The organism is Sporomusa sp. GT1 (genome assembly GCF_014634905.1).
Taxonomy (GTDB): Bacteria; Bacillota; Negativicutes; order Sporomusales; family Sporomusaceae; genus Sporomusa; species Sporomusa sphaeroides.
Map to the genome: position 1 here is coordinate 83,781 of NZ_BMBX01000006.1, position 15,598 is coordinate 99,378.

Below are 15,598 nucleotides of genomic sequence, written 5' to 3' on the forward strand. Positions count from 1 at the left end.
ACTAAGCTGAGACGTGGGTCTTATCGATTGTATAATTCCTGATATCTCTTCTTATTCCAAAGCACTTCACGGATAAACTCTCTGGTTTCCGGAAACGGAATTTGCTCTATATCACGAAATTCCATAGTCCACCCATGTTGTTCCATCCATTCTTTTACGTTACCTCTACCAGCATTATAAGCAGCTAACATCAGTACTTCATTCCCATGAAATTCATGCTTTAGTGATGCTAGATACCACGTACCGAACCGAATATTAACTTCCGGCGATGCTAAATCCTGCAGCTGAAAACCAGGATCTTCGCTCTGCACGGCAATCCACTGTGCGGTTTCAGGCATTAACTGCATTAAGCCTACTGCCCCTACAGGCGACTTGGCTTCTAACACAAACTTACTTTCTGCCTTGATGACTCCGGTTACCAGCCACGGGTCCAGCTCATGTTTTGCGGCATATTGACATACGAGTTCATTATAGAGAAAAGGATAGGCATATTTTTTTTGAAACCAATCGCTAGTATATATACAACTTGCCCCGACTACAAGAAACACCCCGACTACCAGGACTTTCATCCAGGTATAATTCACTATAGGATCACTCCGTTGTTAAGATTTCTAAATAGGATCTACAAAGCAACCAGTCTGAATAACGCTACTATTTTACCCTTAAATGCTGTAAAGATGTCGTTAAGAAATAGCTCATTCATGTAAAAAAAATGTAAAGATTTTGCTCAAATCCAAATTCACGGTAATTAAAAAGCATCATCTCCTGTTTGTGAACAAACAGGAGATGATGCTTTGAATATTAATAATCCAGCCCAAAAACTTCGTTGACTATACCCATTGCCATACCTGCGCCAATAAAACCAAAACAGGCTAAACACGTCTGCTTACATTTTCCCTGTGGTTTGGCGCAGTTACTATAAACAAAAGACTTCCGAATCCTCGGAAGCCTTGATTTCTTCTGGTGACCCACGTAGGAATCGAACCTACAACCTACTGATTAAGAGTCAGTTGCTCTGCCAGTTGAGCTAGTGAGTCATGTTATGGCTGGGGCGCTAGGACTCGAACCTAGGAATGCGGGAGTCAGAGTCCCGTGCCTTACCAACTTGGCGACGCCCCAAAAACTTTAGTTCATGTTTTTTGTCACAAAAACTATTATATATATTTTCTATTGTTTTGTCAAATTTATTCTATACCGTATGGTATGCTGGAATTTCCTTATCTACCGCTTTTACATTAGAGTTTACAATCCACTTCCCGCAGTGCTTACAGCGAACTGTCGCTTCAGGTAATGCCCAAGCCAGTATTCTTCCGCATGTTTCACACGTAAAAGCAACTAATAACGGCTGCGTTTGATTATTCGTAGTGACACCCCTTTCTTTATTTATTACCTCTTATTTCCATAAAAGTTTTTATATTCCTGCAAACCATGTAAAATAAATTCATTCCTGGAATCAGCAAGCAGGCTTTCGGGAACAAAACCTTTACCTAAAACAGTTGCCAACAGGAATAATTATGCAACAAGCACGGAATTTCCGCTGCAGGAAATCCCGTGCTTGTTACTTGTTTGCCCCTGGCTTTTACAGGTTGCCATTAATATCTAAAACAGCATTCATACTACCGGTACGATATCCGGCCAAATCCAGTGTAACATAAGTAAACCCTAATTTCCGGAGCTCTTTAGTAATCAGAGCTGCTGTATCTGCTTGAGCCAATACCGGGATATCTGCCTGAGCTACCTCAATACGGGCCAGATTATCATGGTGTCTAACCCTGATCTGACCCTGGCAAAATTGCTTAACAAACCCCTCGGCAAGCTCAATTTGCTTCAGCCTCCCGGCTGTAACCGGCAAGCCGTAAGCTACCCGCGAAGACAGACAGGCTGCGCTGGGTTTGTTCCAGGTAGGCACACCCCACTCCTTAGATAGGGTGCGTATTTCCGCCTTAGTCAGTCCGGCTTCCAGCAAGGGGCTGCGAACTCCTGTCAACTCGTCAATAGCCCTCATACCCGGACGGTAATCCGACTTATCATCCGCATTCGAGCCTTCCAGTACCCAAGCTATCTGCTCAGCATCTGCCCATTGTCTTAGCGCGTCAAAGCGTTCTTTTTTGCAGAAATAGCAGCGATCCGGCGTATTGGCGACAAACTCTTCGCTGGCAAGTTCGCTGATGTGTAAAAGGACATGCCTGATACCAATTTTTTTCGCAATGGCAATGGCCTCCTGCCGTTCCGACTCAGGCAGCGTTTCTGAATAGGCAGTAACAGCGACAGCCTGATCACCTAACGCCCGCTGGGCCGCTGCCGCCAAAAAACTGCTGTCAACCCCTCCGGAGAAAGCCACTGCTACCGCTCCCATTTCCTTCAATAATTGTGTCAGCTTTTCTAATTTCTCAGTGATTTGCATGCTAGCTCCTCCTGCATCTTGATGTCTTAAATAACATAATCCTGATTGATGTCCTGGACCAGTTCGAATTCCTGAAAAACTTTCTGCCGGTAAGTGATCAGACCGGCATCCCCCCGATCACAGGGTCTTGGCAACTGTATATCAATCATCTGTTTGATCCGTCCGGGGTTAGGTGACATAATAGCAACTCGCTGCGCCAAATACACCGCCTCGTCAATATCATGGGTAACAAATATTATCGTCGGCTGCTTTTCCTGCCAAATTCTTAGTACTTCATCTTGCAGCCGATAGCGGGTAAACGCATCTAAGGCAGCAAAAGGCTCATCCATAAACAGAATGTCAGGTTCGACTGCCAACGCTCTGGCAATAGCTACGCGCTGCTTCATCCCGCCCGAAAGCTGTCTGGGAAAACTTCCGGCAAATTCGGTCAAGCCCACCAGTTCCAAGTACGCCTCCGCCCTTTCCCGGGCGGCTGCGCCCTTTATCCCCTTGGCCTCAAGACCAAAGATAACATTACCCAATACATTCCGCCAGGGAAACAGGCCATAGTCCTGAAATATGGTGATATGTTTGGGATTTGGGCAGGTGGCAGGCAATCCGTCAATGGTTAGTGTTCCGCCTGTCGGCTGTTCAAATCCGGCCATCAAATTCATCAGTGTTGTCTTGCCGCAGCCGCTTGGGCCGAGCAGGCACAGAAACTCGCCAGACTCAATCTGTAGATTGATATCCACAAGAACATCAAGCTGTTTGCCCTTAACTCCCGGAAAACTTTTGTATATATTGTTTATTTCTATTTTTGCCAAATTACCACCTCATAGTTTAACCCATTCCCCATTTACGGTTAATTCCTTTTTCCGCCCAGCCCATCACCGTGTTTACGGCAAGCCCCAGCAGGCCGACAACCAGCATGCCGCCCATAATCCAGTCTGTCCGCAAGAAGTTGCGGGAATCTATAATTAAATAGCCAAGACCGGATTGCGCTCCCAGCATTTCGCCGGCCACCAAATGAATCCAGGCTATGCCTATCGCAAGATTAAGGCCAATCATAATGTACGGAAAGGCGGCCGGAATAACGATTTTGGCAAACAGCATGCCTTTGCCTACACCAAAGTTTTGCGCAACTTTCAAGTAAACGGGATCGATTTTTCTAACAGCACTAATTGTGGATAATAATATAGGGAAAAAGGCCGACAGGAAAATGATAAATATCGCCGGAGCGTTCCCCACACCAAACCACAGCACCGCCAGCGGAAACCAGGCAATCGGCGAAATGGGCCGCAATATCTGGAGCAGCGGTCCCACTGCCGCCAGCGAATAGGTATGCCATCCCAGGATCAGCCCTAAGGGAACAGCGGCAATGAGCGCCAGGCTGTAGGAGATGGCAAAACGGACAAGGCTTACTTCAATGTGCTCCCACAATAAACCGGTTGCCGCCAATTCGCTTAAACCAGCAAGCACCGCAGACGGTCCCGGCAGCTGCTCGGGAGTATAAAACCCGGCTGCCGCCTGCCACACTCCCAGAAAGGCGATAATCGCCAGCCAGGGTAAAATAATCTTAGTTGTTAACTGTTTTTTCTGCATAACCGGCTTACACCCCAAAGGCTTTTTTGGCAAACCGGTCATCAATATATTGAGCCAGGTCAATCTTATCTTTAGTAATCCCAAATTGGAGGAGATATTCCTGTGTTGCGGCAAAATCCCTGATATCAGGCACAAGATTATTAAAAGTGATCCTGCCTTTAGGATTTGTCAGTACATGTTCCACGACTTCCTGCTTTTGTCCCAGATATTTAAGTGACAATTTCGCTGCTTCTTGCGGATTGTTGTCAATAAAGGCAGCCGCTTTGGCCAAGCCTCCCACCAGTTCCTCAACAGCCTCGGGCTGCTTTTGCACTACTTCTTCCTGCATATTAAGCACGCAGCAGATATGATCATGCCAGATATCTTTGCTTAACACCAGTACTTTGCCTACCTTTTGCATCTCAGCCTGCCCGCCAAATGGTTCAGCTACAATGAACGCATCTATTTTGCCTGTTGAGAGTGCATTAACCATCTCCGGCGGCGACATATCTATAAACTTTACTTCAGAATTAGGATTAATGCCTTTTTCGGTCAGCACTTTGTGGATAAGTACATTATGGGTGGAAAACCGGCTGGGAATCGCAATAGTCTTGCCGCGCAAATCTTCAATTTTGTTAAGCTCCGGAATATTTTTAGCCGTCAGCACCGAGCCGTTGCGATGCCCTAAAAATACAGCCTTAACCGGCACGCCTTTTTGTTTTAAGCTCATACCGATCGGCGTCAGCGCAAACGCTCCTTGAATGGCATTGCCCTTAAGCGCCTCGGCTAATTCTGCCCAACCGGAAAATTTAACAGGTTCAAGCGTAAATTGCCGGAACTCCGTCTGGCCATGGGCAATCATGGTGAGATGGTCGGTGATGGGCAAATAGCCAATTTTTATTGTCGGTTTATTCTTGCCTTGATTGGAGGCTCTGCCTGTTTCGGTGGTGCTGCCACATCCGGCCAGGGTTAATCCGCCGACAAGGCCCACTGTCACAAATACACTTTTCTTAATAAACTCTCTTCGATTCATACTCTACCTCCTGCTCTATTTTGATTCGATAACTCCCTAACGTGATAAGCCGAGTCTCTCTATTACTTGCTGTTCCAACCTGCATGCTTTCTTCTTTGCTCAAAATCTGCGGCAATCCTCTTGCCTAAGGCCGTCGGCTCAGGTACAACCACCATGACAGAGCCCAGCAGTTCCTGCGTTCCATGAGCAAAGAAGCCGGCCACTTTATCAGAACCCAGTACAGGTGCCGGAATACAGTGATAGGAATTAAGACCCATCAGCCTAAAGCTCAGCGCCGCGCCGACACCTTTTTCATTTGACCATTCAGGACTGGCAAAGGCAAACGGCATCTGTGTCAAAGGCTGACCGCATTTATCGGCCAATGCCCGGAATAGTCCGGATGCCCGTGCATTATCCAGACATTCTCCCGTATGCCACACCGGCGGCAGCTTTCTGGCTTCCAGCACTTCCTTAAGGCCGGGACCTGCCTTCGTTAGCGCTTTTTGCGTACAATAGCCAAGTTTTAAGAGCGGGAAAGAGGCACAACCGTTAGTAAGAACAAGAATATCATTGGCAAGCAAGGTATCGGCTACCTGGACAACGGCTTGTTCATAAACAACCTTGGGGTTATTGCAGCCGACAAGGTTAACAATGCCCTTTATTTTGCCGGCTTTAATTAAGGCTGCCAGTTCATCCAGGCTGCCAAAAGCCTGGGTAATATTCTCCACCGAGAAACCAACCTCGGCCTCCAGGCTAACCTCCGGGATATATACATTGCCTTGCTGCCGTGCAGGATAATTGGTTATTGCCAGTTTGACAATGTCTTTGGCTTTGTCCAGTATCTGCTCCATATTGGCATGATGGTGATCAAAAGCAATATGGATGGCACCAGGCAGACGGCAGGAATCACTGGTAGTGATCACCTTGGTGTGGAAGCAGGCGGCCACATCCATAATGCCTGGGAAAATATCCTGCAAATCGGCTACCCAGGCATCCAGTGCCCCTGTTCCCATAATCAACTCAGCTCCCAGCGCGTTGCTTAAGGGATGAACCTCGCCATAGCGATATAACGAAGACAAGCCTGAACAGCAAATACCATACAAACGAATGCCTGCAGCTCCTTGCGCCTTGGCTAACTCGATAAGTTCCGGCTCCCTGCTGGCCTGTACTAACGCCGAAGGCATAACCGGTGAATGTCCATGCAGCGCAATATTGACATATTCGGCTTTAATAGCAGCAAAATTAGTTTCGATATAACTGCGTTTGGGCGGCCCATACAGACAGTCGGCAGCAATCGACGATCCCAGTACACTGTTCCAGGAGAATGCCAAGCCGCAGCGCAAGAGCTGTTTCATGAGATTTTCCCAGTCGCCGTCGGTCCCTGTGCCGGTACGGTGCAGGGCTTCAAAGACTTCATGATAGGAACCCAGGGGGATAATATCAAGCTCCGACCAGGTTGCCACCCGTTCGGGAGGTGCCATGGCAGCAATTGTCCGGTGTGCGGCCGGCACGGCACGGGACATATCTTCCAGCAGCAGGTCGGCAAGCTGCTCAGCCAATTGCGCCACCGTTTTATCTTCCTGATAAATGCCAAAGGCTTTAGCGGTAGTCACAATTTTTTCCTGTCCTAAGAGCGGTAAGGACAATTCACCACAGGCCGCCTTTTTAAGAGTCAGCAGTACTTCCCGCCCCCGTGAACCATGAGAAGCTACCCCGGCGGCCACCCAGCGCAGAATATTACGGGCAACGATGACATGGGCGTCGGCGCCACAGACGCCTTTGGGGCTTTTCTCAGTAATCTTACATGGCCCCATATTACAAATCCGGCAGCAGGTTCCAGCCAACCCGAAAGCACAATGTGGTTTTTGCGCATCAAAGCGGTCAAAGGCAGTAGCGATTCCGGCTTCATCCAGGTGGGTAAGCATCTGTCTGACACCGGGATCAGGTGTTTGTTTAATCACTTGCTCTTTAGACGGAAAGGTTTTCCGGTGCTCATTAATGGCTTCAAAGTTCATGGTTGCCTCCTATAAGGTGTGATAAAGCAGACGGTTAGCTTCAGGTGGGAGCTTCGCCCCATCGGAAGGTTAGTCTCAGGCTTAGAAACGGTGCGGGCATTTCAGGAAAAAAAATAAAAGGCCAAAGAATCACCCGTATTAGGGCAATTCCCAAGCCTTTAGTCTGTCTAATCAGCTGAGGTATATATAATCTATATAGTAGTATAAAACGAGAATAGCATAGCAGTTCGTCTATTGTCAACAAGTAATTATCGTTAAAATATAAAAATGCTCTTGATTTTCATATTGTCAGGCAGCGTATTAGTGTCGCCGCCGTTTAGCCAGGCAACGGGCATATTGTCGGTACTGAAATCAAGTTCATAGCGAATCTTGCTATCCCGCGCAATGGCGTACAATGTATCGGTATACTGGATCGAGCCGAGGGTGCCGGTTTGCCGCAATTCTCCCAAGGTGGTTCCTACCCCGATACCCTGAGTGGTCTTGTAACGATCATCAAAAACACGAATGGCTGTGATAACTTTATCCTCGGTTTGTTTGTTAAGAGCAAAATAAACGGTTAGTGCCGGTACTTTTTCCTGCCCGTCATAGGCCCTTAATACCGGATAAGCCCGTCCGGCAAAAAACTCTTCTCCCGCGCTGACGGCCTGCTTGCCAAACTGCTGGTAGAGATGGTCAACCGATGTCCCCACACCAATGGCTCCGGCATAACCGGTAGCTAATGTGAATTGACCTGCCGGCTGGCTGACGGTGGCAGACGGCCTGTTAAAAGCAGGAGGTTGAGTATGTTTCGGAATTGTTCTGACGACCTGCTGCTTGGTTTCATTGTCACCAGGCATTTTTTCATTTGCTTTGGGAACCGAGTCCACCTTCTCTAAGGCGTCTTTGAGTTCAGTAATACCGGCAGCTACCAGCGCAGTAAGCACGCGGCGGTCATTCCTGGCCCTGGCCATATTGACAACATTATCGCCGTTACTGTCATTGACAGTGACATTAGCGCCATTTTGCAGCAGAGCAGTTACCACTTTGGCATGACTGTTCCAAACTGCTTTCATCAGCGCGGTCTGGCCATCCTTGTCACGCACATTTATATCCGCGCCTTTATCCAGCAATTGCCGCACCACCGCGGTCTGGCCATAAGCCGCCGCTGCGTGCAATGGTGTAAATCCGTCATTTTTCCGGTAAGCGTCGGGAGACATACCGGCCTCAATAAACAAAGCCGTAACCTCTTTATTGCCTCTGCCGGCATACTTGACAAAATTATCGGCAGTAAAACTTATGCTCATACGGGCAAGGCGGTTTTCTGGCAATTGGGCAGCTTCCAGCTTGACCTGGCTGTCTACAATGCCATAATAGGCCCCTAACCCAACAATAGCAGGCAAAAGAATTAAGGCAAAATACACAAGGTGCTTAGGCTCAATTCGCTTAGCCACCTCATCCAGTGTTGTCTTAGCGCTTGCATAAGCTCCGGAGAAATCAGGTTTTGCAACTGCCGGCGGCTTTATCGTTTTTAGTTGTCCTATGAATGCTTTTATTTTAGCTGTGAAGTTTGCCCACATAATCTAATAACACTCCGTAGGTAAAATTAACTAACACCAGTACTATATTCGTCGAAAAAGGTCATTTTCCCTTTTATTAGCTAATTAATGAGGAAAAACTTAATGATTTGTTAATAAAAGGAGGAGAGCTACTTTATCAAAACCAGGAGAAGAAGAGCAGCAGCAGCACTTCTTCAAACCATTATATTGACACGCTTACTCTTTTTCTTGTGAACTGCCTGTTTCCTTTCGGCGTTTTCCTCAATTTGTGCTTTGGCTTCCGCATTTTTCCGGCGCACAGCCACTTCCGCCGCAGCAATCCCGTATTGCACCGATTCCCGGAGGTCACGGTCAACCTCAGAAATATAGGTTTTATCCTCCTGGCTGCCGCCACTAAAGGCACCGATACAAGCTTGTCCCGGATGACCGGCCTTACCGGCAGCAGACAAGAGCTTACTCAGGCTTCTATTTACTAACAGACGCTCATGCTTGGCCAGCGCCCGTTCCCTGGCCCGCTCCTTTTTAGCAATAGCAGCCTCCCGCTCCAGTCTTTTCTCCTCCAGCTTTTTAGATATTTCATCATACAGTTTCTGGGCAATCTCTTGATCGACGGCAACCAATTCTCGGAGCTGTTGTTTTATATTTCCCGGCTGCTGCCGGTCACCGTCTTTGTTACCGGTATCGCTCTGCTGCAGTTTCTGGAGAAGATTCGCACGCTGCTCCCGTAAAGCCGCCATATTATTTTTTGGCATAAAGGTAGCCAGCAAACTGTTTAAGCCGGCTTGATCGATAGCCATATTTCCCACTCCATCCGTACTTCTTACTACTTATTATATCGACAATTTACTGAGAAAATTAAGTAGTACTGCCAATATCCTACTCCGCTCCGTATAACACAAACCTCCGAAGCTCATTTTCGAGCTTCGGAGGTTTACTCAGCTATTTCACACTGATGCTTCAAGCTGAGCCTGCCACATGGCGTAATACTTGCCACGCTGCTGCAGCAATTCTTGATGAGTGCCCTGTTCGGCAATTTTCCCTTGGGCAAGAACCAGAATCTGATCGGCGTTTTGGATTTTATTGTGCTGAGTGAATCTTTCCTTTCTTCCAGCCCAGTTTCGCCACAATCCATTCCACAACCACAAACAATACGGGAATAAGGAAAATACCGAGAGCGGTGGCAACCGTCATGCCGCCGACTACCGCAGTTCCCATCGCCTGTCTGGCCCCCGCTCCGGCTCCGCTGGCAACAGCCAGTGGCAGGCAGCCGATAATAAAGGCAAATGAAGTCATTAGTATCGGCCGGAGACGTAAAGCGGCAGCTTCAACAGCAGCGGCGACCGGATCCATTCCTTTATCCACCCTGACTTTGGCAAACTCAACAATGAGAATTGCATTTTTAGCGGCTAAACCGATCAGCATGATTACCCCGATCTGCATATAAACACTGTTTTGCAGATTCATCACATACTGGGATAATAACGCTCCAAAAATACCGGTTGGCACCGAAAGCATGACGGCATACGGAACACTCCAGCTCTCATACAGCGCCGCCAGGCACAAAAAGACAAAGATCAACGCCAGCGCCAGAATCTGCATGGTTGTGCTGCCGGCCTTCTTTTCTTCCCGGCTTTGTCCCGACCACTCAACGTTGTAGCCGGACGGCAGTATTTCCTTAGCCAGTCTTTCCATGGCCGCAATGGCCTGCCCGGAGCTGTAGCCTTCCGCCACCGAGCCGTTAATTTGAATGCTGCGGGCACCGTTGAAGCGCGATATATTTGATGTTCCTGTCGTTAACTTGGGTTTTAGCAGTGTATCCAGCGGAACCATTGATCCGTTTGAGGAACGTACATAGATAAATCGGGTCATATCCGCATCACCGCGAAATACCCGGTCAGCCTGCATAACAACTTTGTAGGTCCGTCCAAACATGTTGAAGTCGTTTACCTGATAACCGCCAAAGTTTACCTGTAAAGCCGTAAAAACATCGTCTAAGGCAATCCCCAGATTTTTTACTTTTTTCCGGTCAATTTCAAATTCGTATCCGGGAGAATCGCTTTTGTAGGTGGAGTATACCGCAGTCACTTCCGGCTGCTGATTGGCAGCCTGCACAAACTTTTTCGTAATATCATCCAATTCTTCTTTGCTGTGTCCGGTCAGATCCTGAAGCACCATGGTAAATCCGCCGACCATACCCAGCCCCGGCAATGCAGGTATGTTAAAAGCCATAACAGAAGCTTCAGGATACTGCCCTGATTTTTGCATAACGTCACCAATCAGGGCATCAATCTGCGTGGCCGGATCTTTCCGTTTATCCCACGGATCAAGACTTGCAAAGATTGTAGCAGCGTTGGACTTAGCCGCATTAGACAGAATATCAAAACCGCCAATTCCCATCATCAGATTGATTCCCGGCTGTTGGCCGGTTTCCGCCAACAGCCGGTCAATGACTTCCTGCGTCCGGTTCAAGCTTGCACCTTCCGGCAAGTTGACGGAAATCGCAAAATAGCCCTGGTCTTCATCCGGGATAAAGGTTGTCGGCACGATCTTATACAGATACGCCGTTCCCACCAGGATTACCATCAAAAAAATACAACAATACTTTGCCTTTTTGATTAACAATTTCACCGTTTCACTGTAAGCGTTTGTCGTCCGGTCAAACCAGTCGTTAAACCGGGTAAAAAATTTGTTCAGCAAACCGCCTTGCGTCTGTTCTTCATGGGGCTTCAACAGCATAGCACACAAAGCCGGAGTCAGGGATAAGGCGACAACGGCCGACAGCGCCATTGACACGGCAATCGTCAGGGCGAACTGACGGTAAAGAACGCCGACCATACCGCCGATAAAGGCAACCGGAATAAATACAGCCGCAAGCACAAAGGCAATGGCAATGACCGGCCCCGATACCTCCTCCATCGCTTTTCTCGTGGCTTCCACCGGCGTCATTTTGCTGTGGCGGATATGGTGCTCAACTGCTTCAATAACAACAATCGCATCGTCGACCACCAGGCCGATCGCCAGCACCATGGCAAACAGCGTCAGCGTATTAATGGAAAAGCCAAGCATAATAAAAGCGCCGAAGGTCCCGATCAGCGATACCGGAACCGCCAGCAGTGGAATCAGCGTCGCCCGCCAGCTTTGCAGAAAAATAAATACAATGATCATGACCAGGACCAGCGCTTCGGTAAACGTTTTGATTACTTCCGTTATCGACGCTGAAATATAGTCCGTATTATCGAAAACATTGGTATAGTGCATATCGGGCGGAAAAGATTCAGCAGCAGCAGCCACCGCTTTTTTCACGCCCGCAATGGTATTCATTGCATTGGCGTCATTGGTCAGCTGAATGCCGATGGCAACCGCATTTTTCCCGTCCTGCTTACTGCTGTAATTCATTTCCTTGCCGCCATTTTCAACCCGGGCAATATCTTTAAGATAAATAAAGGAACCATTAGGCTGCGCCTTTACAATGATATTCTCAAAATCGGCAATACTGGACAACCGGCCCTGCACCTTGCCGGTATACTGAAACTCCTGCCTGTCCGGCACCGGCATGCCGCCAATCGTTCCGGCCGGCGCCTGCACATTCTGCTCTTTAATAGCCGCAGCCACGTCAGTCACCGTTAATCCCAATTCCGCCAGACGGTCGGGATTAATCCATATCCTCCGGGAGAATTCCGTCCCAAAAACGGTAACATCTCCCACACCGTTCACCCGTTTAAGCATATCCAGCAGATACACTTTTACATAATTGGTTAAAAACATACTGTCATAGGTGCCCTTGGGCGAATAAAAGCTGAGTAGCATCGCCATATCCGAGGAAGCTTTCTTGGTTGTGATACCATATGCGGTTACCTCAGACGGTAAAGTCGCATTGGCCTGCGCCACACTGTTTTGCACCTTAACGGCGGCAATATCACCGTCCACCCCCAAATCAAAGACGACCTCCAGACTATAAGCGCCTGAATCATCGGCATTTGAACTCATATAGTTCATGCCCTGTACACCATTCACTTGTTCCTCGATTACCTGGGCTACCGTTTGATTGACAACTTCAGCATTCGCTCCGATATAGGCCGCCGATACAGATACCGTCGGCGGCTGGATCTGCGGATACTGGGCGATGGGAAGCTGAAATCCGGCAATTGTCCCCGCTAATACAATCATAATGGAGAGAACAATGGCAAAAACCGGATGGTCTATGAAAAATTTAGCCACAATGAATCAGCCTCCTGTCAGTTAAACGACAACCCCAATTCTTCCGGAGCAACAACAGTCACAGCAAGCGCTGCTCCTTCCTGTGCTTTCGTCAGTCCTTCTACAATCACTACGTCGTTGTTGGTTAAGCCTTCTTTAATCAGCCAAAAGCTGCCTACTTTTTCTCCGAGAATCACAGACCGTACCTCGGCCTGGTTTTCCGCATTGACCACCATAACCAGCGATTTATCCAAAACCTGCTGTACAGCCCGCTGTGGGACCAAAACCGCATCCTTAATCAGCGCGCCGTCAATTTTAACTCTGGTAAACATTCCGGGGATCAGAATTCCGTCCGGATTGGCAATAGACGCTTTTACCGTCAGAGTGCCGCTATTATTGGCCAGTCCTCTATCGACCTGTGTAACTTTGCCTCTGAGCGGATATACGCTTCCGTTGCTTAAGGTAATCATCACATCCTCGCCCCAGCCGGCAAGATTTTGTTGTGAAGCCTGACGCAGGTCAAGGTATTCATTCTCACTAATGTTAAATTGCACAAATACCGAATCAAGAGCACCCACCGACACTAGTGTGGTATTCCCTGCCTGAGCATAGGTTCCAACACTGACATCATTTACATCAAGACGTCCGTCCACCGGCGAAACAACCAATGTACTGTTTAAATCATCCTGCGCCTTTCTGACTAATGCGTGATAGGAAGCCACCAGCGCCTCATTCTGACGTTCGGTCGCTTTCTGCGTGGTCAGCCGCTGCTCTGGAATCGCGCTGGCATTCAGCAGGCTTTGATAGCGTTCCGTATCGGTCCGCGAATTTTCCCAGTTAGCCACGGCTTGCGCCAACTGTGCTTCAGCGGAAAGAAGCGTACTTTCATATTGAATAGGATCAATACGGAATAACGGCTGCCCCCGTTTTACGATATCGCCGCCGGAAACCATCTTTTCCACAATATTGCCTGATACACGGGCCTGTACCCGCACCTCATTTTTTCCTTGTATCTGGCCTGCATATTCATTCGCCCGCGTTATGTCCTGCTGGATAACCTTAACAGCCTTAACCGGCACTGCTCCCTTTTGCGGTACCGCCGTCTGCTTACCGCCACACCCTGCAATGAGCAGGATAATCGCCATAACACTCAGTCCCGCATAATAGTTCTTCATTATTTTTGCAAAAAACAATGCTTACAGCCTCCTCCAAAAATATTGCAATATTGCTTGCTGCTCCGCCAATTTATCTCAAGCATGTTTGCTTAACTTAAATTGAATCGGCTAAAAATTAAATCAAGTCTCCGTCCCCGGTTATTTATTGGGAATTCTTCGAATTGATGGTTTTTCGTAAACGCATACATGAATTGATTGTGCATCTCTAACCAACTCAATCCTTCCGAGCTCCCTGCATTCCCAGTTCCAGGACTGAATAACGTCAAGTGCAAGCGCATTAATTTTTTCCCGTGGCAGGGCCGGATCAGCCGCTACCGGAACACCGTGAATGATAATATTCATATTATGTAAAACCCCTTTTCGCTCCTGCTAAAATGGTCTAAAGCATAACTGTTTCAATCAAAAATTAATTCAAGGCAGCGTTTCCTTAATTTGACTATTTCCAGGTACTAAATTATAATAATCTATACAGTAACTGTATAGTCAAGAGGAGAAATCGAATTATGGCCGACTTAAGTGAAATGAATGATTTTTTGCAAAAACAGTTTACTACAGGGCAGTTTGCCGCTATGTACGGCATTAACAAACGCACCCTGATGTACTATGACAGCATTGATTTATTTAAGCCGGCTGTGGTAAAAGCGAACGGCTACCGCTATTATACCTTTCAGCAAACCGACGTCTTTGAAACCATCCAGATTTTACGTAAGCTTCGTGTGCCATTGGAAGAAATCAAAACGCAATTGGCAAGCTACACTTCACAAAACCTACTGAAATTGCTCCACAACCAAAGCAACATGCTTGAGCTGGAAATCGCCGAATTAATGTGGCTGCAAAGAGTTGTACAGAATAAAATCGGCAACATGAAAACCAGCCTGCAGATTGATTTTGATAAAATTGAAATTGTTGAAGCAAATGCGCAGGCGCTGCTGGTCAGCAAATCCCTTTCCGAGATGCCGCTTGAAAAGGGAATAAAAACCATGTTGAACTTTATGCAGGAATGCTATCATACTCAAAGCTACAGCGGCTATCCCTACGGTTTTATGATGGACGCCGAAAAGCTGCAGCAGGGAAATTTTAATCATTTTACCAACTGCTTTTACCCTGTTGACGAAAAAACACCCCCATCGATGAAACAGGACTATAAGCCGGCAGGTCATTACCTTGTGGGCTATTATAAGGGCTATTGGCCGCAGATAAACCAGGCTTTTCAAAAATTTGTGGACTATGCCGATAAGCATAAGCTTATCTTTGTCGGGCACACCTATGTGGAAAGTCTCCTGGATGATACGGCGGCCACCGAAAATCCCGGGTACTGTGAAACCCGGATTTCAATACAACTGAAATAACGATATCTTTTGGCGGCGGCGGAAAATTCTGCTGCCGCCAAGTTTGTCCGGGCAAACCCGGCTTTTCATTTCACCTTACAAGGATAAAATTAGGAGCTTTTCTTTCATGGACAACGAACCGCTCCTATCGATGATAACAGTATATGTATGTTCCACAGAAAACCGGTGAGCTTAAATCACGACCGAGCCAATCCCATTATCGAACATCGGAGTTTTTCAGTGGCTTCCATGTATATCTGTGTATTTTTTTCAATCTTTTTCCGGATGTTTTCATAAGTTGTTTATTTCTCCTCTATTTCAATTCATGACAACAATAGTACTGGCAAGGCCTTCCATATATAAATCCAAAAA

At 47.4% G+C, this 15,598-nt stretch carries 12 protein-coding genes and 2 tRNA genes; 1 reads left to right on the forward strand and 13 read right to left on the reverse strand.

What is annotated here, in order from left to right:
- Positions 1–20: 20 nt before the first annotated feature.
- The 13 genes from GT1_RS09935 to GT1_RS09995 form a co-directional block, all read right to left on the reverse strand.
- Positions 21–584, reverse strand: a complete 564-nt coding sequence (locus GT1_RS09935) for a lytic transglycosylase domain-containing protein (protein WP_308507631.1) — start codon at positions 582–584, stop codon at positions 21–23.
- Between the two features lie 377 nt (positions 585–961).
- Positions 962–1,037 (reverse strand) — tRNA-Lys (locus tag GT1_RS09940).
- 6 nt (positions 1,038–1,043) lie between these two features.
- Positions 1,044–1,119: transfer RNA gene (locus tag GT1_RS09945), tRNA-Gln, on the reverse strand.
- Positions 1,120–1,579: 460 nt separating this feature from the next.
- Positions 1,580–2,404, reverse strand: a complete 825-nt coding sequence (gene larE, locus GT1_RS09950; protein ID WP_188398565.1) for an ATP-dependent sacrificial sulfur transferase LarE — start codon at positions 2,402–2,404, stop codon at positions 1,580–1,582.
- 26 nt (positions 2,405–2,430) lie between these two features.
- Positions 2,431–3,207: an ABC transporter ATP-binding protein gene (locus GT1_RS09955; protein ID WP_223226158.1), complete on the reverse strand. Its 777-nt coding sequence runs from the start codon at positions 3,205–3,207 to the stop codon at positions 2,431–2,433.
- Positions 3,208–3,223: 16 nt separating this feature from the next.
- On the reverse strand, positions 3,224–3,985 hold the full coding sequence (locus GT1_RS09960; RefSeq protein ID WP_188398566.1) for an ABC transporter permease: 762 nt from the start codon (positions 3,983–3,985) through the stop codon (positions 3,224–3,226).
- Between the two features lie 7 nt (positions 3,986–3,992).
- On the reverse strand, positions 3,993–4,997 hold the full coding sequence (locus tag GT1_RS09965) for an ABC transporter substrate-binding protein (RefSeq protein WP_188398567.1): 1,005 nt from the start codon (positions 4,995–4,997) through the stop codon (positions 3,993–3,995).
- A gap of 62 nt (positions 4,998–5,059) precedes the next feature.
- Positions 5,060–6,991, reverse strand: coding sequence for an anaerobic carbon-monoxide dehydrogenase catalytic subunit (gene cooS, locus GT1_RS09970; RefSeq protein ID WP_188398568.1), 1,932 nt, complete (start codon positions 6,989–6,991; stop codon positions 5,060–5,062).
- A 254-nt stretch (positions 6,992–7,245) separates the two neighbouring features.
- Positions 7,246–8,547, reverse strand: a complete 1,302-nt coding sequence (locus GT1_RS09975; protein ID WP_188398569.1) for an ankyrin repeat domain-containing protein — start codon at positions 8,545–8,547, stop codon at positions 7,246–7,248.
- Positions 8,548–8,720: 173 nt separating this feature from the next.
- On the reverse strand, positions 8,721–9,323 hold the full coding sequence (locus GT1_RS09980; RefSeq protein ID WP_188398570.1) for a hypothetical protein: 603 nt from the start codon (positions 9,321–9,323) through the stop codon (positions 8,721–8,723).
- A 280-nt stretch (positions 9,324–9,603) separates the two neighbouring features.
- Positions 9,604–12,744 carry an efflux RND transporter permease subunit gene (locus GT1_RS09985; protein WP_188398571.1) on the reverse strand — a complete coding sequence of 1,047 codons (3,141 nt, stop codon included), beginning with the start codon at positions 12,742–12,744 and terminating at the stop codon, positions 9,604–9,606.
- Positions 12,745–12,761: 17 nt separating this feature from the next.
- Complete coding sequence (locus tag GT1_RS09990) at positions 12,762–13,916, reverse strand: efflux RND transporter periplasmic adaptor subunit (protein WP_188398572.1); 1,155 nt, start codon at positions 13,914–13,916, stop codon at positions 12,762–12,764.
- A gap of 120 nt (positions 13,917–14,036) precedes the next feature.
- Entirely contained in the window at positions 14,037–14,240 is a 204-nt protein-coding gene (locus GT1_RS09995) for a hypothetical protein (protein WP_075753463.1), read from the reverse strand.
- A 161-nt stretch (positions 14,241–14,401) separates the two neighbouring features.
- Here GT1_RS09995 and GT1_RS10000 point away from each other — a divergent pair, with 161 nt between their 5' ends.
- Complete coding sequence (locus GT1_RS10000) at positions 14,402–15,247, forward strand: MerR family transcriptional regulator (RefSeq protein WP_223226159.1); 846 nt, start codon at positions 14,402–14,404, stop codon at positions 15,245–15,247.
- Positions 15,248–15,598 lie beyond the last annotated feature (351 nt).